The organism is Microcystis aeruginosa NIES-843 (assembly GCF_000010625.1).
Taxonomy (GTDB): Bacteria; Cyanobacteriota; Cyanobacteriia; order Cyanobacteriales; family Microcystaceae; genus Microcystis; species Microcystis aeruginosa.
Genome location: NC_010296.1, coordinates 5,774,920 through 5,797,729 on the forward strand (window position 1 = coordinate 5,774,920; position 22,810 = coordinate 5,797,729).

Below are 22,810 nucleotides of genomic sequence, written 5' to 3' on the forward strand. Positions count from 1 at the left end.
AATATCCATCCTATGCAAATTACCCTCAACCTTGATGAATCGCTTCTCAAGGAAGCCTTTCAACTGACTAACCTCACCACCCAAGAGGAACTAATGAATCTTGCTCTACAAGAATTCGTAAGATCCCGCCGTAAGAAAAACCTTCTCGACCTTGCCGGACAAATTCAATTTGCTCCAGATTTTGATTATAAAGCCCTACGTGAAACTCGTCATGTTGCTGATTGACACATCTGTGTGGATCAGCGTCTTCCGCGATCGCAGTGGTCAAGTTCGCCAGCAACTGGAAACGTTAATTGCAAATCGTGAGATTTTACTCACCCGCTTTACCCAGCTTGAACTGCTTCAAGGGAGCTTAAACGAGCAAGAGTGGACAATCCTCTCTACTTACCTCGAAGTGCAGGATTATGTTGAACTCAGGCCTTCTTCCTGGCAAGCGGCTGCACGTATTTACTATGATCTGCGTCGTCAAGGATTGACTGTTCGCAGCCCAATTGATTGCTGTATTGCTCAAGCGGCACTGGAAAATGATCTGCTTCTGATTCACAACGACCGTGATTTTGAAACCATTGCTCAAGTGCGATCTCTTCAAAATCTCCGTTTTCAGCCCTAGGGTGCGTTCCCTAATCTGGCTCCTACTGCTCCACCGATCGATTTTTGGGAACGCACCATGCCCATTGATTGAAGCTGTGAGTTTAGTTGCGATGCCGAAAGCACTGGTTGGTCTATCGGCGCGTTACGAGGGCAAGCCTAATCGTAATCAAATTCAGAATGGTACAGTCACACGAAGGTGGCATTGGAACAGTGGAAGAATGCAAACTAAAACCTGGGCTTGGAGCGCAAATTGGTGAAACTATCTTCATTACAGTCCCATTAAGATTCTCAGTCTGTCTTCAACCAATGCCAGGGTTTCTGAGGATACAGTTCCCCATCGCTTCTCAAGTCGTTCTACTGAGATTGATCTTACGTCCTCGCACTTGATAAAACTTGGCATTTTCACTCCTCCCTCTGGGGGTTCCACTTTTATGTGAAAAGGGATTCCTTTGTCTTTAGAAGTTACTGGCAAAACAACAACTAAGCCAGATGCACCCTGATTAAACAGGTCTGCTGAAATCACTAAACATGGACGCTTACCAGCCTGTTCATGCCCCCTTACTGGATTAAGATCTGCTAGCCATATTTCTCCTCTGGTAATTTCTGCCACTACCCTTCTACTCCATCAGCGAGAGTTTGCTCCCATGTCTGCCTTTCAGAAATTTCCTCTTGCCATAAAGTCTCATTCTTCCTTAAGGCGGCGAAGGCTTCATTCGCTTGAACTAGAAAAACATATCTGCGATAATTTTCGATGGCTTTGTCTAATACTGTTGGGAGCGTATCCCCAGAGGAGTCAACGAGTGCTAACAGCGTTTTGTGAGCAGCCTCACTAATGCTAATTTTTAATTCAGGCATACTTTTCTCTCGTAGCTTGTCTAGGGCTATTGTAGCCAATTGTGTAAGGGCTAACAACCCGGTTGGAGCGGACAGTTGAGAGGCTTTTCGTTGATCGCTATGGTCGATCTGCTGCCGCTCAACCAGAACGTTAGACCGTAGAGATATTGAGTCTTTGCAACTACTTCAGCTCCTCTAATTAGTTTTTATTGCTTCGTTCTATGGCGGTTCTCACACCTGTGTGGCACATTTAAACCTTTGCTGATTAAGCTTTTTAACATCGATAATGTACCTCTTGTGAACAGGAAACGCTATAAAAACTGATTATTTATTCTCCCTTTTGCCTTTTGCCTCTCCTGATATGTAGCCTATACTCAACGGATTTAGTATTAGATAACACCTGTGAATAACGGAGTCGGAGAAGAATTTTTTTCGCCCAATGTCGAAACACTTTCAACTGATGGCGTTTGCTGGGTAAACGCAGTATATAGACAAATCGACGCATTATATCGGCTAATCTACCAGTAATATTAATGCCAAAACTGGAGACAAGGGCTGATTGTTTACCCAGGGTTAACATATCACCTAAATGGAGATAATAATAGGGTTTGAGCGATTTTTTTCTAATCACTGCCGAGATATTTTTGGCTACTACACTGGCTGCTTGATAGGCTGCCTGTGCCGTGGCGGGAACTACTTGTTTACTAGGATAAATTTCGGCTAGATCCCCAAGGGCAAAAACTTCGGGATAGTCGATTAATTGTAAACTGGAACGGGTTAATAATTTGCCTTGTGCTGTTTTCTGACAATCTAAATTATTGATCCAATCTTGTGCTTGGGTTCCTGCTGTCCACAATAATAAATCAATGGGGATAACTTCATTTGTATTATCTTTAAATACGGTTATGGAATTAGCTGCAACTTCCTTTAATCCCGTGTTTAAATAGAGACTAACATTCTTGGCTAAAAGGGAACGATAGGAAGCAACACGCACCGATTTAGGGAAGTTTTGCAGTATTTCCTCGTTCTTTTCCACTAGATGAACTTTGCCCTTTTTTCCTAAACCATCAGCTACCTTACAGGCTAATTCTACCCCATTGGGACCGCCGCCAATAATTGCTAAATTAATTGAGGATTTTCCTTGAGTTTCTAAGTCATGAATTGCCGTTTGTAATTTTTCCACATCCTCTAAACTCCGAAAAGTCAGCCCATAATCGGCTAACCCCGGTATAGCCGGCCAACGATTCCGCACTCCCACCGCTAAAACGAGGTAATCATAATCTATAACTTCCTCATTTTCTAAATATACTCGATGATTGTTTAAGTCAATATTACTGGCTTTTTGAGTTTTTAAATTAACCTTAGTTCCTGTTAATAATTGACGGTAGGAGGGGGCAATTTCCCAGCGTTGCAATTCTCCTGTAATTAGTTCATAGAGAAGGGGAGTAAAGAGAAAATGGTCTTTCGGTTCGACTAAAGTTATTTGCCATTGACCCGATTTTACTGCTGTTAATCGACTCAGATCGAGTGCCGTGTATAACCCTCCAAACCCCCCCCCCAGAATGCAAATCTTAGTTATAGGTTTATTCATGGATTTTTATTCTCAGTTGTGTTTAAGATGGGTTTCAGTTCCGAAACCAATTGTTCTGAACGAATAATTCTCGCCGGGGGCAAAAGATGATAGTGAGTGTCAGCAAAAATAGTAGAATCGGTCTTAATATTCAAGTCTTTTGGGTCATAAATTGTTGGCACAACCCGACTTAATTCTTCGGCAGATTTGCGAATGTTAGCAACGGTTTTACCATCATTTTTTGCATAAACCCAGGGCAAAGAAACCACTAAAGTCGCCCCTTTTGCTTCTAAATCTTTCTTGAGCTTTTCAATCAATTTAATTGAGTGAGGAGAAGCAGGAGTATCAAAGGTCATTTGCCACCATTTCCCCGTTCTTTCCTTAACTATAGTCGGATCACCTGTATTAGTCATTGGATCGGAAAGATAACCCGTCATTCTGCCTTTGGTGAATAAATCAACCATCGATTTAGTGACTGGACGCATACCCGGAATACCTAATAACCAAGTATCCTCGATCATGGTTTTTAAAGGTATCCCACCTAACCCTGGTTTGCCAATAGCGACGCTAAAAGGTGCGGATCCCCAAAGTCCTTCGCCGCGATTAAAACCGTCCTCATCCATGAGCATGAGATATTCAGGAATCAGCAGAATTACGTCTCCTTGGCGCGCTTTTTCGAGAATCATAGCGGCAATGACATTTAAGCCGATGTCCCCCTGTAAACCGAAGTTAACCACCGGCATTCCCAATTCTTTGGCCATTAATTCCGAATTTATGCTATAATGCGCCCCCGATCCCGCCGTGACGATTAAACGCCGCGGTCCTTCGATCTTAGCAGCGATCGCTGATTTTTCCTCGTACATCATCCGCAACCAGCTTAATTCGCCGCCGTAGATGACATTGTAAACAAAGCCGAGGGACCAAGCGACTCCCAGAGAGGCTAACCAGGGGAAAGGGTTAAAGGATTTAGTATTCATCAGAATTCAAAGTAAATAAAGTCACCGGTATTAGTGGAAGCTAGGAGAATAGTTAAACCTAGCAATATTTTAGACAGCCAAGGGGATAACAAGAGTTCATATTCAAATTTTTTCTGGGCAATAGCCAGATGTTCAAGGATTAAAACAATGATACCAAGAACTAAAGCGACGCTTAAAACTGCTCCTTGATTAAGACTATAGGAACTAAAAATTTCCCCGATATTAGCTAAGGAATAATTGAAAGGATTGGCAATAACCAGCATTTTGCCGATTAATCTTCTGGTGTTAATCTCCATGAAAAAGAGACAACCAAAAATGACCGCCAATTGCGTTAAAGCCCAGGAGACAATTTGCGGCTGAGAAACGTATTTTCCGACGAAAGCATAGAAAGGTCGGCCCAGATAACGCAGTAATAATAATAATGCCCCGTGGTAAGCACCCCAAAAGATGAAATTCCAGGCCGCCCCGTGCCAAAAACCTGAAAGAGTAAAGGTAATGAATAGATAAAAAGGCGCCCAATTTTTATTGGAACCCATCAGGGGTAAAAATACATAATCCCGAAACCAAGTGCTAAGGGTAATATGCCAACGTCGCCAAAATTCGTTAATACTTTGGGATGTGTAGGGGGCTAAAAAGTTTAATTCTAATCTAACCCCGACAAAATAGGCTAAACCAACAGCAATAAAGCTATAACCGCCGAAGTCAAAATAGATTCTCAGGGTGAATAAAAAGGCCTCAAACCAGATATACCAAGCATTGTCGATCATCTTATCTAATTCGATGTAGGGCGCAATGTTATCGGCGAGGACAAATTTCATAAATAAACCGAGGGAAAGCCAACGCAAACCCTTCTCGAAGTTTTCTCCTGTAAATTTGAGGCGAAATCCCTCCATTTGTGGTAATAAATCCCGGCGACGCTCGATCGGACCTGCGACAATCTGGGGGAAAAAGGAGATAAAATTGACATAATCGAGGACGGCTAGGGGTTTCTTTTTCTTTTCCCGTAGGGAGTCCACCACGAAAGCCACCATCTGGAAGGTATAGAAGGATACCCCCGGCGGGATTTGGCTAGGCACGGGAATTGGGGAAAGTTCCTTCCAGTTAGGGGGGAGAGAAACGAACAATCCGATGATTTCCTGCACAAAAAAGCCGAAATACTTGAAGTAGGCGAGGACGAGAATATCGATGACGATAACGATAGTGGCTAGGAGATTCGCTTTCCAGCCGCTCATTTTCAGCACTAGCCAGACCATAATGTAGTTAAAGGCTAGGGAGACGATGAAAACGAGGAAACTGGTGCGACTGGCGTAATAAAACAGGATTAGGGACAGCGCCGCCAATCCGACTCCATCAAAAACACCTCGCCAGAGATTGAAGGACTTCGCCAGGTAGCGCGCCGTTAGGAAAGGAACGCTAAAAAGGATTAATATCCACCAAAATATAAAATCAGAGTAATTCAAGGCGTGTTAACTCCTGATGGTCTGTGTTACCTTGTTTGAGATGGGTTTCCTGACTTCTGATGCTCAGAGACGGGGGATTTTCTTGACAAGCCTATCAAACTTTGTCAGACTTGTCCATAAAATTACCTTCATCCATCCTAAAAAATCGAGGCTAGACAAGCAATGCTTTATCAAAAACTGTTAGATGCACATAAACGCTATCGACAATTTAAGACTTATCCCCATATTGCCGATCAATATTGGTCTAGTCAGTTGGCAGAGCATAATATTAATCCTAATTATGTGGCATATGATGCTAAATCTGGTCAACTTTTTTACAAACCCTTAGGGATCAGTTTAAGCAAAAATAAGCAGGATTTCCTCTTGGGTAGCAAAGTTTTTAACAAAGCTAACGCACTAAAAGCTCTGGCCGATTGTAAATTTTATATCGATGGGCAACAGGAATTAATTATCGATATCGATGGAGTTAAGTTAATTATCGAGACGGGACAGGATTTAGATATCGCCCATGAAATTTTCCTTTTAGGTGTATATAATTTCCTCTATGACAAGCCCTGTGTAGCGATCGATATTGGTATGAATACGGGTTTTGCTAGTCTCTTTTTTGCCAATCGAGCTAATGTGAAAGCTGTCTATAGTTACGAACCTTTTAAGGCTACCTACGACCAAGCTTTAAGAAATTTTGCCCTCAATCCTAATCTAGCGGAGAAGATTAAAGCTTTTGATTATGGAGTCGGCGCTCGTGATGAAATTATTCAAGTCGAATACGATTACACCGTGAAAGGTAGTGTTGGTATTTCTGGTATTGACAACCAATTAAAACCTTTTGCCTCGAAACAAACAGCTACAGCCGATTTAATTCTTAAACCTTTCACCGATGTGTTTAAAGGTATTACCTCTGATTATCCCGACATCGATATAGTTGCCAAGATTGATTGTGAAGGTTCCGAATACGAAATCCTCGATTCTTTAGCGGCAACTGGTCAATTGGGACAGATTAAAATTATCATGATGGAATGGCATAAAAAGGGTCCCGATGCTTTAGTTAAGCATCTGCAAGAATTCGGTTTTATCATCTTTTCCAGGATGCCTCGCAGTAAAAATGTTGGCACTTTGTACGCAATTAAACCCTAAAGTACAGAAGTGAGGTGATGGGGAGATAGGGAAATGGGGAAATGGGGAAATTTTAACTAATACCCCAAAACCCCAACACCTTCTAACTGATAACTGATAACTGATAACTGCTTTACTGTGCTTGACAATAGGTATTAAAAGCTTCGCCAGTTTCTTTTTCTAATTGGCCGGCTTTTCTTACCTTTTCCTGTGCTAATTTTGCTCCGTTTTTATTGCGAGTTTCGATAACTTGAATTATTTCACGAGTGGCAGTGGCATAATCTTCGTAAACTTGAGCGAAGGCGATTTTATATTTCTCTAGTTCGGTATCCTTCACTTCTAATTTTTTCATATTTTCTGCGGCCTGTTCGATTTTATCGGCGGCTAATAGCCAACTTTTTTGGTCAATTTCTCTCCCTTGACCGTTGGTTAAGGATTTGGTTTCTTGGGCCACTTCGTTGGCAATCCGATAGATTTTTTGACATTGAAACTGTTTACTATCAGCACAACTTGCTAAAAAAGTCAAGCCTATAAATGTTAAGATTATTTTGTTATTCATACCATTGTATTCGAGAGGATTCTAGGGAAGCTTATAACAGTAAACTATCAGCCTCTAGCAGTTTTTTACTGTTATCGACTGATAAGTAGGCGGGTGTTCAAAATTGTCAGATACCCCCCTTATCAAGGGGGGCAGGGGGGATCAAAGACAAAATCTATCTTCAATTTAATTGAAACCACTTACTTAGAACTGTTCAATCTTATAAGATTAAAGTTTAGCACTCGATCGCTGTTAAGCGTGTCTTTTTTGATGCCAATTCCAGGCGTGTTCAACTATTACCTTGAGATCGGCATATTGGGGATGCCAACCGAGAACCTGTTTAGCTTTATCACTACTGCCGATTAAAATGGGGGCATCGCCGGCCCTTCTGGGACTTTCGATGACGGGAATATCTAAACCAGTTACTGCTTGTGCTGTTTCAATCACTTCACGCACGGAAAAACCGTTACCATTGCCCAAATTAAACACATTACTTTCGCCCCCATTTAAGAGATATTCTAAGCCTAAAACGTGAGCTTGGGCTAAATCATTGACATGGATATAATCGCGAACAGCAGTGCCATCGGGAGTATCATAATCCGTGCCGAAAACTGACAGGTAATCCCGTTTTTTCAGGGCAGTTAATAAAGCCAGGGGAATTAAATGGGTTTCCGGTTGGTGATCTTCCCCTAATAAACCACTGGGGTCGGCTCCTGAGGCATTAAAATAACGGAAAGCCACCGATTTTAAACCGTAGGCCCGATCAAAATCCCGAAGAATTTGTTCCACCATTTCCTTACTGGCAGCGTAGGGACTGAGGGGATGATGGGGATGATTTTCCGTCATCGGAATTTCTTTCGGCATTCCATAAATAGCACAGGTAGAAGAAAAAACAAATTTCTTCACATCGGCGGCGATCATCGCTTGCAAAAGAGTCAGACTACCACTAACATTATTTTGATAGTAAATAGCCGGTTCTTGTACCGATTCCCCCACGGCAATAAAAGCGGCAAAGTGCATGACGGCGGCAATATCACGACTGGCAAATAAATTATCCAGCAGCGATCGATCCCTAGTATCACCGACAATTAACTCAACTTTTAATATATCCTTAACGATTTCGGCGTGACCGTAGGATAAATTATCGAGTACGATGACGGAATAACCGGCATTTTTAAGCGCTAGAACCGCATGGGAACCAATATAACCCGCACCGCCAGTAACGAGAATGGTAGGTTTAACTTGAGACACGCGATCATACCTATTTGAGATTGACTTGTCTATAACTTTATACCCTAATTTTGCTTTTAAGTAAGTGGTTATAATTAAATTGAAGATAGATTTTGTCTTTGATCCCCCCTGCCCCCCTTAATAAGGGGGGTGCCGATCCCCCCTGCCCCCCTTGATAAGGGGGGTGCCGATAGGCGGGGGGATCTGACAATTTTTAACACCTACCTACTTAGTTGACCATCATGTTAAGTCCCCTCGATCTATCTCTTTCCCTTGACAAAGAAACTTATCAATCACAAATTAAAGATTTAATGGAACAACTGCGATCGCTACAGAAGTCCTGTTGGGAATGTAAATTACCCGTGGTGGTGGTTTTGGAAGGTTGGGCGGCGGCAGGCAAGGGAACTTTAGTCAAAAAAATGGTTAACTATATGGATCCTCGCGGTTTTACCGTCCATCCAATTTTAACCCCTTCCCCCCAAGAGGAAAGTTACCCGTTTTTGTGGCGATTTTGGCAAAAACTGCCAGCAAAAGGTAGTATCGGCATTTTTTATCACAGTTGGTACACCCATCTACTAGAGGATCGACTCTTAAACAAATTGCCCTCCTCCCAGATTCCCCTGGTCATGCGCGATATCAACACCTTTGAGCGACAATTATCTGATGATCGGGTCGCAATCGCTAAATTCTGGATTCACCTCAGTCAAAAGGAATTAAAGTCACGCATCAAAGAATACGCCGAAAATGAACTAGAATCTTGGCGCGTGCGTCCGGAAGATTGGCAACAGGCCAAACGTTATGATGAGTATGCCAGTTTAGCCGAGGAAATGATTACCTACACTAGCACGGGGGCCGCCCCTTGGACATTGGTGGAGGGCAACTGTCAACGTTGGGCCCGGGTAAAAGTTCTCTCCCAATTAGTCGGTACGATCGCTCAAGCTTTGGATCAGCGCCAATTACCGATCGAACCCCCTGTCAATCTACCACCCCAAGCGCAATTACTGCCCACGGAACCCGATTATCTAGGGAGAGTGGACTTGAGTGCCAAATTGGAAAAAGAAGACTATAAAATCCGTTTGCGTGAGGCACAGGTAGAATTAAGAAAACTGCAATTAAAGATTTTTCAGGCAAATATCCCCGTTTTAGTCCTCTTTGAAGGGTGGGATGCCGCCGGCAAGGGAGGTGCGATCAAACGCTTAACCGATACCCTCGATCCTCGCAGTTATCAAGTGATTGCCTTTGCTGCCCCGACGGAGGAAGAACATCGCTATCATTATCTCTGGCGCTTCTGGCGGAAATTGCCCGCAGCCAAAACTATCGGTATATTCGATCGCAGTTGGTATGGACGGATTTTGGTGGAGAGAGTGGAAGGATTCGCTAAAGATATGGATTGGCGACGGGCATATCAAGAAATTAACGAATTTGAGGCCCAATTAACCCATTCAGGCTGTGTTTTAGTCAAATTCTGGTTACATATTAGCCCCGAAGAACAGTTAAATCGCTTCAACGAGCGCCAAAATAACCCCTATCGTCAACATAAACTCACCGATGAAGATTGGCGCAATCGAGAAAAACAGCCCCTCTACCATGTGGCAGTTAATCACATGGTAGCCCGTACTAGCACCCCCGTCGCCCCCTGGACGATTGTAGCGGCAAATGATAAGTATTTCGCCCGCGTTAAAGTCATAGAAACAGTAATTGCCGCTATTGAAACCGGTTTGAAACAACGGGGATAGGGTAGATAGGGGTATGGGGATTTTTTCGATTCACCCTCCCTTAACCCTGATTTGCTGAGAAGCAGAGTCGAGAACTTCATTGAACGTTTTCAATATCCACCAGAGGAGAAACAATCATGAATCTCAATGAGTTGCCGGGGGCCGAGATCATCTTACCCGGACTGAGGGATCTTCACAATGGTGAGTCTAATACCATTGGGGCGTTGCTAGTTGCGATCGCAGCGACGCGCCTAACCGAAGTCGGTTTCGATATCCCTAAAAATCACCTAGCTGCAGAGCCAGAGCTAACCTTGTATGCCTATCTCCAAGAGGAACGGGATGATGCTTATTCTTACTATAATGCTTTGCTGAATCGCCTCAATAGCTTTTGCAATGCACTCGAACTCGCTTATAAAATATGATGACAATTTCCCCCAGTTTAATTTCTCCCGATCTCAGTTTGGCCGATATTCCCCTAGAGGAAACCCTCTCTTTAGGAGTGATGGCTTCTGGTAGTGGTTCCAATTTTGCTGTTTTGGCGGCAGCGATCGCAAAAAAACAGCTAAATGCCCGAATTCCTGTTCTCATCTACAATAATCCCGATGCCAAGGTAAAAGAAAGAGCCGATGACTACAATATCCCTGCGGTTTTCCTCGATCATCGTCAATTTAAACCCAGAGAAGAACTCGATCGAGCAATAGTAGAAACTTTCCAAGAATACGGGGTAAAATGGGTAATTATGGCGGGCTGGATGCGAATTGTCACCCCGGTTTTACTAGATGCTTTTCCCGATCGCGTGATCAATATCCATCCTAGTTTACTACCCAGTTTTAAGGGTGTGCGCGCCGTGGAACAAGCTTTAGCTGCGGGGGTAAAAGTGACCGGATGTACTGTGCATATCGCTCGCGCGGAGGTAGATAGTGGCCCAATTTTAATGCAAGCAGTGGTTCCCATTCTCCCCGATGATACCGCGGTCAGTCTCCACGAACGCATTCAAGTGCAAGAACATCGCATTTTCCCGGTAGCGATCGCTTTAGCGGCGAAATTGAGCCTATAGAGATCGATTTCTGGACTTTCTTGGCGAGAATACCGGCAAAAAAACGAAAATTCAACGCAAATCGTTAAATAAGTAGGTAGGCGTTAAAAATTATCAGACACCACCCTTATTAAGGTAGGGTTGATTCATGAATCAACCCTACTATGAATCAACCCTACTATGAATCAACCCTAGTACTAAGGGGGGATCGAACCTAAAATCCATTTTTAATTTAAGTACCTAAGCAAAATTAATTACACATATCTAAACACCTCTTGCCTCTTGCCTCTTGCCTCTTGCCTATCTTCACTAGGAAATTAATTTTGCACGACTACTTAATTATAACCAGCTACTTATCACTCCTTCGTAAATTTCCTGAAAACTGAGATCGAAATTTACAGAAGTTAAAGATAAACTGGCATTTTCGCCCTCGTATTCCGTTAATAACCATTTATTTTCTTGAGTTTTGTTATACTGCATGATATATGGACGACTTTGAATAATGAGAATATATTCTTGAAATTCCGGCAGCGAACGATAATAGAGAAATTTATCGCCCTGGTCATAATTTTGAGTTGATTTTGAGAGGACTTCTACTATTAATCTGGGATTGGTAATAGTTGTCTTGCCAGTTTCATAATAAATCGGTTCTCCCTCAATTAGCATCACATCGGGATAGGTTGCTTGACGATATTGCGCTATCCATAATTTAACGTCACCGATAAATATTTTATAGTTGGACTGTGGCAACTTTAGGCGTAAATAAAAGTAAAAATTACCTGCAATTTTATTATGATCGGTAGTGCCTCCCGTCATCGGTACGATTTCCCCATCTTGATACTCATTTTTATAGGCTGCCGTTTCCTCTAGTTCTAAATATTCGGCAAAGCTATAGGTACTTTTATCTGTGGCTATGGTCATAATTGATTGATTCTTTGGTTAACTTAAGCTGATTAAAACAACCGGTTTAATCATTGATTATATTAAAAGTAACTCCTTCATAAATTTCCTGAAAACTGAGATCAAAATTGACAGAAGTTAAAGATAAACGGGCATTTTCGCCCTCGTATTCCGTTAATAACCATTTATTTTCCTCAGTTTTATTATACTGCATGACATAGGGACGACTTTGACTGATCAGAATATATTCTTGAAATTCCGGCAGCGAACGATAATAAAGAAATTTATCGCCCTGGTCATAATTTTGAGTTGATTTTGAGAGGACTTCTACTATTAATCTGGGATTGGTAACAGTTGTCTTACCAGTTTCATAATAAATCGGTTCTCCCTCAATTAACATCACATCGGGATAGGTTGCCTGACGATATTGCGCTATCCATAATTTCACATCACCGATAAAAATATTATATTTCTGTCCTTTGAGGGCAAATTTTAAATAAGCGGCAAAATTGAGAGCAATTTTATTATGATCGGTAGTGCCTCCTGTCATCGGTACGATTTCCCCGTCTTGATACTCATTTTTATAGGCTGCCGTTTCCTCTAGTTGTAAATATTCGGCAAAGCTATAGGTACTTTTATCTGTTGCTATCGTCATAATTTATTGATTGGCTCCCTCAATTGATTATAGCAATTATTATACTGGTGAGATGCAAAAGAATTACCATAAATTAGCTATGTTTAGCCGAACAAAAGATAAGCTAAGACGCATTTTAACCGCTTATCCTTAGATTAGCTGAATCTCCCGCCCCTTGCCTCTTGCCTCTTGCCTCTTGCCTTTCTTCACTAGGAAATTTATTTTGCACGACTACTTAACAGCTATTTTAATAGGACTCTTGAAAATTTTTAGCCGGCAACTAAACAGGAATTTGATCTCTCCCAAATGTGGGACAATTGACAAAGAACTAAGAATTGTAGAATCCCCCCATCATGACCTCGGAACTATCGAAGCAATACGATCCCAAGATCACAGAAACGAAATGGCAGCAATATTGGGAAAATCAAGAAATATTTACAGCAAACCCCGAAAAAGGCGGCGAAACCTACTGTATAGTCATCCCCCCTCCCAATGTTACCGGTAGTCTCCACATGGGTCACGCTTTCGAGAGTTCCCTAATTGATACACTTGTTCGCTACAAGCGCATGACCGGCAAAAATACCCTCTGGCTGCCAGGTACGGATCACGCTAGTATTGCAGTACAAGCTATACTCGATCGCCAATTAAAAGCCGAAAAAACCGACCGTTACCAACTAGGAAGGGAAAAATTCCTCGAACGCGCTTGGCAATGGAAAGAGGAGTCCGGTAGTACCATTGTTAATCAACTGCGACGCTTGGGGGTATCCGTGGATTGGACGCGGGAACGTTTCACTATGGATGAGGGACTTTCCCATGCTGTCCGTACTGCTTTTATCAAACTCTATGAGGACGGATTAATCTATCGCGGTCAATACTTAGTCAACTGGTGTCCCGAATCCCGGTCGGCGGTTTCCGATTTAGAGGTAGAAAACAAGGACATTGAGGGAAATCTCTGGTATTTTCGCTATCCTCTTAGCGATGGTAGCGGTTATCTTCAAGTAGCCACCACAAGGCCCGAAACCATGCTCGGTGATACTGGTGTAGCTGTCAACCCGCAAGACCCTCGTTATCGCCATTTAATCGGCAAAACCGTCACTTTACCGATAATGGGGCGAGAAATCCCCATTATTGCCGATGAATTGGTGGATCCCGAATTCGGTACCGGTTGCGTCAAAGTTACGCCGGCCCACGATCCCAAGGATTTTGAGATGGGTAAACGCCATAATTTAGCCTTTATTAATATCATGAATTTAGACGGCAGTTTAAACGAAAATGCCGGAATATTCGTAGGTCAAGATCGTTTTGTTGCCCGCAAAAATGTCGTTAAAAAACTCGATGAAGACGGCTTTTTAGTTAAAATTGAAGCCTATCGCCATAGCGTCCCCTATAGCGATCGAGGTAAAGTTCCCGTGGAACCCCTTTTATCTACCCAATGGTTCGTTAAAATCGAACCTTTGGCCACAAAAGCTTTAACCTGTTTAGATCAGGAAAACTCGCCCCGTTTTGTGCCAGAAAGATGGACAAAAGTTTATCGCGATTGGTTAGTTAAACTAAAAGATTGGTGTATTTCTCGACAACTGTGGTGGGGTCATCAAATTCCCGCTTGGTATATTATCAGTGAAACTAATAACGAAATTACTAATCATACTCCCTTCGTCGTTGCTCAGGATGAAACCTCCGCTTTAGCCAAGGCCAAACAAGAGTATGGAGAGGATATAATTATTCAACAAGACCCCGATGTTTTAGATACTTGGTTTTCCTCGGGATTGTGGCCATTTTCGACTATGGGATGGCCAGAAAAAACCCTTGATCTAGATACCTATTATCCCACCACAACCCTCGTCACCGGTTTTGATATTATCTTTTTCTGGGTGGCAAGAATGACGATGATGGCGGGCTATTTTACGGGACAAATGCCTTTTAAAGATGTCTATATTCACGGTTTAGTTAGGGATGAAAACGGCAAAAAGATGTCTAAATCTGCCAATAACGGCATCGATCCCCTAATTTTAATTGATAAATATGGAACCGATGCTTTACGATATACCTTAATTCGAGAAGTGGCAGGAGCAGGACAGGATATCAGTCTGCAATATAACCGTAAAACCGATGAATCGGAATCCGTAGAAGCGGCCCGAAATTTTGCCAATAAAATTTGGAATGCTTCCCGTTTTGTCATGATGAATCTGGAGGGAAAAACCCCAGAAGAATTGGGAGAACCAGTTTTAGAAAATTTAGAATTAGCTGATCGCTGGATTTTATCTCGTTATCATCAAACAGTACAAAAAACTAGAGATTATCTAGAAAATTATGGCATGGGGGAAGCGGCAAAAGGTCTATACGAATTTATCTGGCGCGATTTCTGTGATTGGTATATCGAGTTAGTAAAAACTCGTTTATGGAAGGATAAAGAATCGGTTTCCTGTGCTACAGCTAGGCAAACTTTGGCTTTTATCTTGGCAGGGACATTAAAACTATTACATCCTTTTATGCCCCATATTACCGAAGAAATTTGGCATCATTTAACCCAAGAAAATCAGCAGGTTTTAGCTTTAGAAACCTATCCAATAGCTGATAGTTCTCTGATCGATCTAGACTTAGAAAATACTTTTGAGTTATTAATTGAAAGTATTCGGGTGTTGCGTAATTTGCGGGCCGAAGCAGGGATTAAACCGGGGGCAACGATCACGGCAATTTTACAGACAGAAAACAGCCAAGAATTAGCTATTTTGCAACGCGGACAAGTGTACTTAAAAGACTTGGCCAAGATCGAAAACTTCATTTTGACGGCAAAATTAACCGAGGAAGTCAATCAAGCGATCGCCGGTGTTGTCGCTACGGTAGAAATCCTCATTCCCCTGTCCGGATTGGTTGATATATCGGTATTGGCCGGGAAATTAGCGAAAAATTTAGCTAAGGTAGAAGGGGAAATCAAGAGTTTGAGCGATCGCCTGAATAAACCTAGCTTTGTCGAAAAAGCTCCAGAAGCTTTAATCCAAAAAACGAAGCAAGCTTTAGCAGAGGCCGAAAAACAAGCCCAAATTCTCCAAGAACGCCTAAAACGCCTGCATTAACGGAGGCAGTGGTTATTTTGGGGATTTTCGGAAAAATAGGGCAGTTTTCAGGCTACCCTAACCGGAAAATTAATCCCCAAAATGGGAGATGATTGCATCGGCAAATTCGGAACATTTCAGAGGAGGATTAACGGGAGGTTCCATCAGACGCGCTAAATCGTAGGTAACTTGTCGATTAGCGATCGCCGCTGCGATGCCTTTTTTAATCAAATCGGCCGCTTCTTGCCATCCCATGTATTCCAACATCATCACCCCAGAAAGAATCACCGAACCGGGGTTAATTCGGTCTAAACCGGCGTGTTTAGGGGCTGTGCCGTGGGTTGCCTCAAAAATAGCGCAAGTATCGCCAATATTCGCCCCGGGTCCCATCCCTAAACCACCCACGATCGCCGCTGCCGCATCGGAGAGATAATCACCATTCAGGTTCATGGTAGCGAGGATCGAGTATTCATCGGGACGGGTTTGGATCTGTTGGAAGATACTATCGGCAATGCGATCGTTAACCATAATTTTATCTTTCCACTGGCCATGGCCGTGGGTTTCCCAGATAGCATCGAGAACACTGGTCACTTCTTGGCAGATTTTGGCTTTTTTCTCGTCCGTGAGGGCATCATAACCCGGTTCCACCATGCGGGCGTTATCTTCGATGCTCAGATCAGGGTTTTTCTCCTTATTGCTCAGGATCCATGATTCCATCTCGGTAACGCACACATCCCGGAATTCACTTTTAGCTAATTCGTAACCCCAATCCCGAAACGCCCCTTCGGTATATTTCATAATGTTACCCTTATGGACGAGAGTAACCTGATTTTTCGGTTTCGGTAAAGTCAGCGCTCGTTCGATCGCCCGGCGGACTAATCTTTGGGAACCCGTCTTACTAATCGGTTTGATCCCGATACCCGCATCGAGGGGAATTTGTTTTTTACCGTGTTCGGGAGTGGCGGGAATTAGTTCGCTGTTGAGATAATTAATCAGTTTATCGGCGATTTCCGTGCCTTGTTTCCATTCGATGCCCAGATAAATATCCTCGGTATTTTCCCGATAGACGATGACATCGAGTTTTTCCGGGGTTTTATGGGGGGAAGGGGTTCCCGCATAGTAACGACAGGGACGAACACAGGCATAAAGGTCAAAAATCTGCCGCAGAGCCACATTCAGGGAACGAATGCCGCCACCGATGGGAGTGGTCAAGGGACCTTTGATGGCAATACCATATTCTTTAATCGCTGTCAAGGTATCTTGGGGTAGATATTGATAAGTCCCGTAGATTTCGCAAGCTTCATCGCCAGCATAGACTTTAAACCAATGGATTTTCCTTTGACCAGCGTAGGCTGTGGCGATCGCTGCATCGATAACTTTTGCGGTTGCGGGCCAGATATCGACTCCCGTACCGTCACCACGAATGAAGGGAATGATGGGATCGTCGGGAACTAGAGGTTTTCCGTCAGAAAAAGTAATTGTCGAGCCTGTTGTCGGTGGGGTGATTTTTTCGTAGCTCACAGTCATGGGCTTCCAGAAACAGTATTTATCTATACGTTGGGAGTCTAGCGCCGTCAATATCTATACTCAGGGATTTTGGGTAATTTCTTAAAGATTCCCTTGCTGGTATCTCCGTCAAAACAACCTAGAGGAAAAGCCTGAAACCGAGACAGACCACTAGGGTTAAGCCTAGAGCCGCCCGCCCGACGGTCAAATGTGTAGATAGGGTTTGCGGCAAAAAGTTTTTCTTGGGGGCAGGGTGTGGGGTGTGGGGTGTGGGGTGTAGGGTTTTACCGATTTTGAAGGGGTCAATTACCTAATTTTCAGGGAAAAAGTCCCTGAATTTTCCCCCCGATCACTCCCATATCTGGTACTTTTTGATTGACAAAAACTCTAAAAGTCTTAACCAACAAGGGTTTTACCATTATTCAGCCAGCCCTATATATTGTTGCTGCAACTATCTTAAATAGAGCGGCGGCTTTAGTTATCCTATTTTTCCCTTGCATCATACTTATTTGAAATGACTATATTATCTGAACTAGGAAGCATAATCTGTCTTTTACTTAGCTGTTGCCAAATATCTACTAGGAAGACTAGCAAGAACAGATGAACAGCACCTAGAAACTGATGTCTTTCAAAGATAAAGAAGAACTTGGGTAATAAGGGAACATTCGGCGGTTGTTGAAAACCTAAATACTGTTGTGCTTGTACCACATAAGCATTAGAGACTTGGGAATAAAGAAAACAAGCGTAGGCAAAAGCAGCAAATAAAGAGGCGAGTAGGGCGCGTCTGGATATTAGGAAATCCTGATAGTAGAGCCAGATAATACTGATCAGGATAAAAGGATAACCTATATAGAGATAGCGCTGATGAGTGCCACTGAGAAGAATATTAAAACCTAGGTAACTTAGTCCATGGAAAAGGCAGAGAAGTACCATTAAATAGGTAGGATTATGTTTAGGGCTAATCGCCTCGGTTTTGGTTCTGAGAATTTGCCAAATCTTGATTAAACCCGTACAGAGAAGAAAACCCATGAAACCAGCATAGAGTAAAAGCCCTGCTTGGTAAGGACTGATACCTTTTTTCCAGCTACCTAGTTGCAAATCCATAAAAGGTACTCGGGAGGAAGCGCGGGGTTCTAAACCGAGAAATATCCAGATATTAAAGCCATTTCCTGAGATTTTATCACCGTGACCACTACCAGATTTTAAGACAAAGAGGAAACTAGACTGAATCAGTCTGAGGGGAACTGCAAATAAGCTATCTAGGTAGAGGAAAAATCCGAGGCTTAAAAGTAGAGTTGCTCCCAGCCAGATTAAGCCTTTAGTCTGGTATCTTTGCTGGAATTTGTAACCTGTGGTCAGGATAACTAGGGCAAAAAAGGGTAGGGAAAAAATAAAGAGTTGTTTAGTGAGAATGAATAGGACTAAACTAAACATCCCGAGGAGAAACCAGAGGATATTTTTGAGGAGGGTGTTTTTCTCACTCCAAGATTGGAAGAAAGCAATGGTAGCCAGGAGGCAAAATAATAAGCCTACGTTGTCAATCTGTCCCCAGAGAGAACCTGCCGCCCACAGAAATAGCACTAGGGTAATACTGAAACCGATGATTACGGGGCGTTTGAATTTTAAGATTCTTGCTAGGTAGGTAAGAAGGAGAAAATTGAGAGCGTCAACAAACGCTAGGTAAAAACGGAAGTAGTAGATAGCTTCGGTTTTTTCGCTAATTCCCAATAGGGATTTTATCGCCGCAATTACTCCGCCACTTGCCAGTATGCCTATACTAGGATAGTTGGGGACTTTGGGAGGACAATCCATATATACTGTACCTGCTGCGAGACAATCCCCCCATCTACTAAAGAGAAAAGTATCGGTAACGTGGTAAATGGGGAGAAAATAGACTAAAACAAAGGGGAGGGCTATTCCTAGGATATAGGCAAGGGGGATGAGGAAATTATTTTTTTCCCCTCGGTTGGTTGAGTCTAGAAAGTTTTTCATTATTCTCGAAGTCGTTGAGCTTTTCTGGTTCGGTATATTTTCAGAGAATTTTGGCGGTTTCCAGGAGATATTTCTCTAGTTGGGCTTTTTCTTGCAGGGGTATCCCTAGCATGGCTTTTTTCCTTGTATTTCTCTCTATTTTCTCACAACTTCATCAATGAATAATTATACTCATGCCTAAGGGGGATGCGGCCTGTAGTTTTCCATAATAGTTTAGAGACAGTAAAAAATGGTGGAAAATACTGGTTACAGCCTGGCACTGACGATGTTTTTCGGCAGTCTGGAGTAAGGTTTGATTGATAGGGGAGCAAGTGTCAACGTTTTGCCCTAGCATTTGGAGCTAGAACTAGGCTTTATCTGGGAGAATGAAAATCTTTCGGTTATCTTGGCCGAGAACTTAGCCCATTGTCAAGCTCGTGCGCTCGTTGTTAAAGGCCAAGTTACCCCAATTACTCAAAATTTTATGAAGCATTTGAGTAAACACCTGACTTGATCGATGACAATGGCTCTATCCCGTTCTAGCTGTCAATAATTATGCAAAGTCTTTTTCGACGTTCCCTAGCTGAGACCAATTCTGGGGAAGAAGATACCCGTAGTCGTATTCTACAGGCCGCTTTACGTTTATTTGCCGCTAAGGGTTATGAAGGAACCACGACCAAAGACCTAGCAGGAAGCGCAAATGTGGCAGAAGGAACTTTATTTCGTTATTTTCCCAACAAAAAGGCGATTTTAATCGAAGTGGCCACTAGGGGATGGGTGGATATTCTCACCGACTTGCTGACGGAATTGAGCGAAATGGGCAGTTATAAAGCGGTAGCGCAGGTGATGCGACGTAGGGTGTTGAGAATGCGAGAAAATAGCGATTTATTGCGAGTTTGTTTTATAGAGGCGCAATTTCACCCCGAATTAAAAGAGCGAATTCAATCGGAGGTAATTGCTAAAATGACCGATGTGGCCGAGGCTTTTTTTCAAACAGCGATCGATCGTGGTGTCTATCGTCCCATGAATCCGAAAATTGTCGCCCAGGTTTTTCTAGGAATGTTCGCAATTGCCGGTTTTTCCAGTGAAACTATTTTAGATAGTAATGCTTCCCCCTTAGCTTTACAAGAAATGGCCGAAGGTATTGCCGAAATTTTTCTGAATGGAGTGTTAGTTAAGTAGTCGTGCAAAATTAATTTCCTAGTCGAGACTCCGAGACAGCTAATCTAAAGATAGGCGGTTAAAATCCGTTTTAGCTTACTTAAGTAGGTAGGCGTTAAAAATTATCAGATGCCCCCCTTATTAAGGGGGGATTAAGGGGGGACTAAGGGGGGATCGGCACCCCCCTTATCAAGGGGGCAGGGGGGATCGAATCTAAAATCCATTTTTAATTTAATTATAACCAGCTACTTATGATAAAATGCCTTCAAAGACAGGTAAGGGAAAACTTTCAATTATTCACTCAATAAAATAACTGATAGCCGAGATGAAACCCTGTTACTGCATTAATCCCGATTGTTCTCAACCGGAGCATCCGAGCAATAATAACTCGAATACTCGTTACTGTCAAAGTTGCGGCTCTGAGTTGTTGTTAAATGGTAAATATAGGGTAAGTCGGTTATTGAGTGATACGACTGGTTTTGGGGTTGTTTATGAAGCTTTTGAAGGTTTTACAGCCAAAATCCTCAAGGTATTACAAGAAAAATGTAATAATGACCCGAAGGCAGTGGAATTATTTAAACGGGAATATGACGTTTTATTAGAGTTGAGTCGTCAAAATGTCACCGGTGTTCCTCGAGCAGATGCCTATTTTCAATATTCCACGAGGGAGGGGAAAATATTACACTGTTTAGTTATGGAAAAAGTGGAGGGGATTAATTTAGAACAGTGGCTCAACCAGTATGATAATTTAAGTCAAAAACGAGCCTTAAAATGGCTGAGAGAAATTACTTTAATTCTCGATAAAATTCATCAACAGAATTGGCTGCATCGAGATATTAAACCTCCTAATATCATGTTGCGGAATAGTGGCGAGTTGGTGTTAATTGATTTTGGGACAGCAAGGGAAGAAACCCAAACCTATCATCAAAAGGTAAAAGGTCAACAGGTGACAGGTATTATCTCACGCGGATATACACCCAATGAACAACAACATGGCCAAGCGGTGATTCAATCAGATTTTCATGCTTTAGGACGAACTTTTGTACATTTATTAACCGGAAAACATCCCTTAGAAATGTATGATCCGATTAATGATGTTTTACCTTGGCGAGAAGAAACGGAAAATATTCACCCGTTATTGTTGGATTTTATTGATGAGTTGATGGGGAGATTACCAAGGAATAGACCGGCTAATACTAGGGTGATTTTACAACGTTTGGATGAGATTGAACGGCAATTAAAGTTACCTCCTATAACTCCTAATAGACCATCTCCACCAGCACAACGAAATCCGCAGCCTGTTGTAACTCAAAAACAATCGCCAGTTATTCCTAAGATTAATTCTTCTCCGCCGGTTTCACCCGTAGCTGTACCCAAAAAAACACCAGCACAACCGGTTAAAAATAATAATCTGAGAAATAGAATGATAGCTCTTGGTGGAGTTTTGTTATTAGGGATAGGAATAACTCAAGGTTACGGTTATTTTAAAAGTCAAGAAGTAAATCCTCAAATTGCACCAATAAACTCACCCACCAATAAACTCACCACAAGAAAAAAAATTTCAGAACATAGTTTTCTCGATAAAACCCTAACTGGTCATTCTGACTCAGTTCAATCAGTAGTATATAGTCCCGATGGCCGCTATTTAGCTAGTGGGAGTGGTGACAAAACTATCAAAATTTCGGGGGTAGCAACGGGAAAACAATTGCGTACTCTTACCGGTCATTCTGATACGGTTTCGTCACTGGTATATAGTCCCGATGGCCGCTATTTAGCTAGTGGGAGTAATGACAAAACTATCAAAATTTGGGAGGTAGCAACGGGAAAACAATTGCGTACTCTTACTGGTCATTATGGGGAGGTTTACTCAGTGGTATATAGTCCCGATGGCCGCTATTTAGCCAGTGGGAGTTGGGACAAAACTATCAAAATTTGGGAGGTAGCAACGGGAAAACAATTGCGTACCCTTACTGGTCATTCTAGCCCAGTTTTATCAGTGGTATATAGTCCCGATGGCCGCTATTTAGCTAGTGGGAATGGTGACAAAACTATCAAAATTTGGGAGGTAGCAACGGGAAAACAATTGCGTACTCTTACTGGTCATTCTGGTAGTGTTTGGTCAGTGGTATATAGTCCCGATGGCAGCTATTTAGCTAGTGGGAATGGTGACAAAACTACCAAAATTTGGGAGGTAGCAACGGGAAAACAATTGCGTACCCTTACTGGTCATTCTAAGGTGGTTTGGTCAGTAGTATATAGTCCCGATGGCCGCTATTTAGCCAGTGGGAGTTGGGACAAAACTATCAAAATTTGGGAGGTAGCAACGGGAAAACAATTGCGTACCCTTACTGGTCATTCTAGTCCGGTTTACTCAGTGGTATATAGTCCCGATGGCCGCTATTTAGCTAGTGGTAGTGGTGACGAAACTATCAAAATTTGGCGGGTGGGACAGTAAACTTGTGTTTGGGGTGACAGCAATAACTTTTGTCTATCAAAAATGAGCGACACTTGCGGGAAACTG

General features: G+C 42.6%; 20 protein-coding genes and 1 pseudogene. 10 read left to right on the forward strand and 11 right to left on the reverse strand.

The genetic code is table 11. The annotated features are described in order from the left end of the window. Positions 1-12 precede the first annotated feature (12 nt). Together MAE_RS27260 and vapC are read left to right on the forward strand one after the other, a co-directional pair. Positions 13-225 carry a type II toxin-antitoxin system VapB family antitoxin gene (locus MAE_RS27260; protein WP_041804466.1) on the forward strand — a complete coding sequence of 71 codons (213 nt, stop codon included), beginning with the start codon at positions 13-15 and terminating at the stop codon, positions 223-225. Further along, positions 212-610: a type II toxin-antitoxin system VapC family toxin gene (gene vapC / locus MAE_RS27265; protein ID WP_002785628.1), complete on the forward strand. Its 399-nt coding sequence runs from the start codon at positions 212-214 to the stop codon at positions 608-610. The genes MAE_RS27260 and vapC overlap by 14 nt, the downstream gene beginning before the upstream one ends. 249 nt (positions 611-859) lie before the next feature. Here vapC and MAE_RS27270 read toward each other — a convergent pair whose 3' ends face one another. From MAE_RS27270 to MAE_RS27290, 5 genes are all read right to left on the reverse strand, one after another. Then, entirely contained in the window at positions 860-1,201 is a 342-nt protein-coding gene (locus tag MAE_RS27270; protein ID WP_012268344.1) for a type II toxin-antitoxin system PemK/MazF family toxin, read from the reverse strand. Further along, entirely contained in the window at positions 1,201-1,503 is a 303-nt protein-coding gene (locus MAE_RS27275) for a toxin-antitoxin system protein (protein WP_231859686.1), read from the reverse strand. Before MAE_RS27275 ends, MAE_RS27270 begins: the two co-directional genes overlap by 1 nt. Before the next feature lie 250 nt (positions 1,504-1,753). Next, positions 1,754-3,016 carry an NAD(P)/FAD-dependent oxidoreductase gene (locus MAE_RS27280; protein WP_012268345.1) on the reverse strand — a complete coding sequence of 421 codons (1,263 nt, stop codon included), beginning with the start codon at positions 3,014-3,016 and terminating at the stop codon, positions 1,754-1,756. Further along, complete coding sequence (locus MAE_RS27285) at positions 3,013-3,972, reverse strand: hypothetical protein (RefSeq protein ID WP_012268346.1); 960 nt, start codon at positions 3,970-3,972, stop codon at positions 3,013-3,015. Before MAE_RS27285 ends, MAE_RS27280 begins: the two co-directional genes overlap by 4 nt. Next, positions 3,972-5,432, reverse strand: a complete 1,461-nt coding sequence (locus MAE_RS27290) for an MBOAT family O-acyltransferase (RefSeq protein ID WP_041804467.1) — start codon at positions 5,430-5,432, stop codon at positions 3,972-3,974. The genes MAE_RS27285 and MAE_RS27290 overlap by 1 nt, the downstream gene beginning before the upstream one ends. A 162-nt stretch (positions 5,433-5,594) precedes the next feature. Between MAE_RS27290 and MAE_RS27295 the strand changes: the two genes are divergently transcribed. Beyond that, positions 5,595-6,566, forward strand: coding sequence for an FkbM family methyltransferase (locus MAE_RS27295; protein WP_012268348.1), 972 nt, complete (start codon positions 5,595-5,597; stop codon positions 6,564-6,566). Between the two features lie 112 nt (positions 6,567-6,678). Here MAE_RS27295 and MAE_RS27300 read toward each other — a convergent pair whose 3' ends face one another. Together MAE_RS27300 and galE are read right to left on the reverse strand one after the other, a co-directional pair. Next, positions 6,679-7,104 carry a hypothetical protein gene (locus MAE_RS27300; RefSeq protein ID WP_012268349.1) on the reverse strand — a complete coding sequence of 142 codons (426 nt, stop codon included), beginning with the start codon at positions 7,102-7,104 and terminating at the stop codon, positions 6,679-6,681. Positions 7,105-7,335: 231 nt separating this feature from the next. Further along, positions 7,336-8,334 (reverse strand): UDP-glucose 4-epimerase GalE, encoded by a 999-nt coding sequence (gene galE / locus MAE_RS27305; protein WP_012268350.1) that lies wholly within the window; start codon positions 8,332-8,334, stop codon positions 7,336-7,338. A 221-nt stretch (positions 8,335-8,555) separates the two neighbouring features. Between galE and pap the strand changes: the two genes are divergently transcribed. The 3 genes from pap to purN all read left to right on the forward strand — a co-directional run bounded on the left by pap (position 8,556) and on the right by purN (position 11,085). Continuing rightward, a complete protein-coding gene (pap, locus tag MAE_RS27310; protein WP_002795696.1) occupies positions 8,556-10,049 on the forward strand; it encodes a polyphosphate:AMP phosphotransferase in 1,494 nt (497 codons plus the stop codon). Positions 10,050-10,165: 116 nt separating this feature from the next. Further along, positions 10,166-10,450, forward strand: coding sequence for a hypothetical protein (locus MAE_RS27315; RefSeq protein WP_002795695.1), 285 nt, complete (start codon positions 10,166-10,168; stop codon positions 10,448-10,450). Beyond that, positions 10,447-11,085, forward strand: a complete 639-nt coding sequence (purN, locus tag MAE_RS27320; RefSeq protein ID WP_012268352.1) for a phosphoribosylglycinamide formyltransferase — start codon at positions 10,447-10,449, stop codon at positions 11,083-11,085. The genes MAE_RS27315 and purN overlap by 4 nt, the downstream gene beginning before the upstream one ends. A gap of 318 nt (positions 11,086-11,403) precedes the next feature. Here the strand turns inward: purN and MAE_RS27325 are convergent, their stop codons facing one another. Continuing rightward, entirely contained in the window at positions 11,404-11,985 is a 582-nt protein-coding gene (locus MAE_RS27325; protein WP_012268353.1) for a Uma2 family endonuclease, read from the reverse strand. A 46-nt stretch (positions 11,986-12,031) separates the two neighbouring features. After that, on the reverse strand, positions 12,032-12,619 hold the full coding sequence (locus MAE_RS27330) for a Uma2 family endonuclease (RefSeq protein WP_012268354.1): 588 nt from the start codon (positions 12,617-12,619) through the stop codon (positions 12,032-12,034). A 332-nt stretch (positions 12,620-12,951) separates the two neighbouring features. Between MAE_RS27330 and MAE_RS27335 the strand changes: the two genes are divergently transcribed. Further along, positions 12,952-15,672 carry a valine--tRNA ligase gene (locus MAE_RS27335; RefSeq protein WP_012268355.1) on the forward strand — a complete coding sequence of 907 codons (2,721 nt, stop codon included), beginning with the start codon at positions 12,952-12,954 and terminating at the stop codon, positions 15,670-15,672. 69 nt (positions 15,673-15,741) lie between these two features. On the opposite strand, the gene MAE_RS27340 is transcribed toward MAE_RS27335, so the two are convergent. Then, positions 15,742-17,178, reverse strand: a complete 1,437-nt coding sequence (locus MAE_RS27340; RefSeq protein ID WP_012268356.1) for an NADP-dependent isocitrate dehydrogenase — start codon at positions 17,176-17,178, stop codon at positions 15,742-15,744. Between the two features lie 241 nt (positions 17,179-17,419). Here MAE_RS27340 and MAE_RS36265 point away from each other — a divergent pair. Then, a pseudogene (locus MAE_RS36265) lies at positions 17,420-17,621 on the forward strand (hypothetical protein). 19 nt (positions 17,622-17,640) lie between these two features. On the opposite strand, the gene MAE_RS27345 reads toward MAE_RS36265, so the two are convergent. Further along, the gene (locus tag MAE_RS27345; RefSeq protein ID WP_002797358.1) at positions 17,641-19,149 is read right to left on the reverse strand and encodes a hypothetical protein; all 1,509 of its coding nucleotides are present in this window, start codon (positions 19,147-19,149) and stop codon (positions 17,641-17,643) included. A 534-nt stretch (positions 19,150-19,683) separates the two neighbouring features. On the opposite strand from MAE_RS27345, the gene MAE_RS27350 reads away from it, so the two are divergent. Both MAE_RS27350 and MAE_RS27355 read left to right on the forward strand, forming a co-directional pair. Continuing rightward, a complete protein-coding gene (locus MAE_RS27350) occupies positions 19,684-20,310 on the forward strand; it encodes a TetR/AcrR family transcriptional regulator (RefSeq protein ID WP_002797360.1) in 627 nt (208 codons plus the stop codon). 304 nt (positions 20,311-20,614) lie between these two features. Continuing rightward, a complete protein-coding gene (locus MAE_RS27355) occupies positions 20,615-22,744 on the forward strand; it encodes a protein kinase domain-containing protein (RefSeq protein ID WP_012268359.1) in 2,130 nt (709 codons plus the stop codon). Positions 22,745-22,810 lie beyond the last annotated feature (66 nt).

Excerpts from the sequence above, each read along its gene's own strand:
- MAE_RS27295 (WP_012268348.1), top strand. The coding sequence starts at position 5,595 with ATGCTTTATCAAAAACTGTTAGATGCACATAAACGCTATCGACAATTT.
- vapC (WP_002785628.1), top strand. The coding sequence starts at position 212 with ATGTTGCTGATTGACACATCTGTGTGGATCAGCGTCTTCCGCGATCGC.
- MAE_RS27285 (WP_012268346.1), bottom strand. The coding sequence starts at position 3,972 with ATGAATACTAAATCCTTTAACCCTTTCCCCTGGTTAGCCTCTCTGGGA.
- MAE_RS27345 (WP_002797358.1), bottom strand. The coding sequence starts at position 19,149 with ATGAAAAACTTTCTAGACTCAACCAACCGAGGGGAAAAAAATAATTTC.
- MAE_RS27335 (WP_012268355.1), top strand. The coding sequence starts at position 12,952 with ATGACCTCGGAACTATCGAAGCAATACGATCCCAAGATCACAGAAACG.
- MAE_RS27340 (WP_012268356.1), bottom strand. The coding sequence starts at position 17,178 with ATGACTGTGAGCTACGAAAAAATCACCCCACCGACAACAGGCTCGACA.
- purN (WP_012268352.1), top strand. The coding sequence starts at position 10,447 with ATGATGACAATTTCCCCCAGTTTAATTTCTCCCGATCTCAGTTTGGCC.
- MAE_RS27300 (WP_012268349.1), bottom strand. The coding sequence starts at position 7,104 with ATGAATAACAAAATAATCTTAACATTTATAGGCTTGACTTTTTTAGCA.
- MAE_RS27350 (WP_002797360.1), top strand. The coding sequence starts at position 19,684 with ATGCAAAGTCTTTTTCGACGTTCCCTAGCTGAGACCAATTCTGGGGAA.
- MAE_RS27280 (WP_012268345.1), bottom strand. The coding sequence starts at position 3,016 with ATGAATAAACCTATAACTAAGATTTGCATTCTGGGGGGGGGGTTTGGA.
- MAE_RS27330 (WP_012268354.1), bottom strand. The coding sequence starts at position 12,619 with ATGACGATAGCAACAGATAAAAGTACCTATAGCTTTGCCGAATATTTA.
- MAE_RS27325 (WP_012268353.1), bottom strand. The coding sequence starts at position 11,985 with ATGACCATAGCCACAGATAAAAGTACCTATAGCTTTGCCGAATATTTA.
- MAE_RS27355 (WP_012268359.1), top strand. The coding sequence starts at position 20,615 with ATGAAACCCTGTTACTGCATTAATCCCGATTGTTCTCAACCGGAGCAT.
- MAE_RS27315 (WP_002795695.1), top strand. The coding sequence starts at position 10,166 with ATGAATCTCAATGAGTTGCCGGGGGCCGAGATCATCTTACCCGGACTG.
- pap (WP_002795696.1), top strand. The coding sequence starts at position 8,556 with ATGTTAAGTCCCCTCGATCTATCTCTTTCCCTTGACAAAGAAACTTAT.
- MAE_RS27260 (WP_041804466.1), top strand. The coding sequence starts at position 13 with ATGCAAATTACCCTCAACCTTGATGAATCGCTTCTCAAGGAAGCCTTT.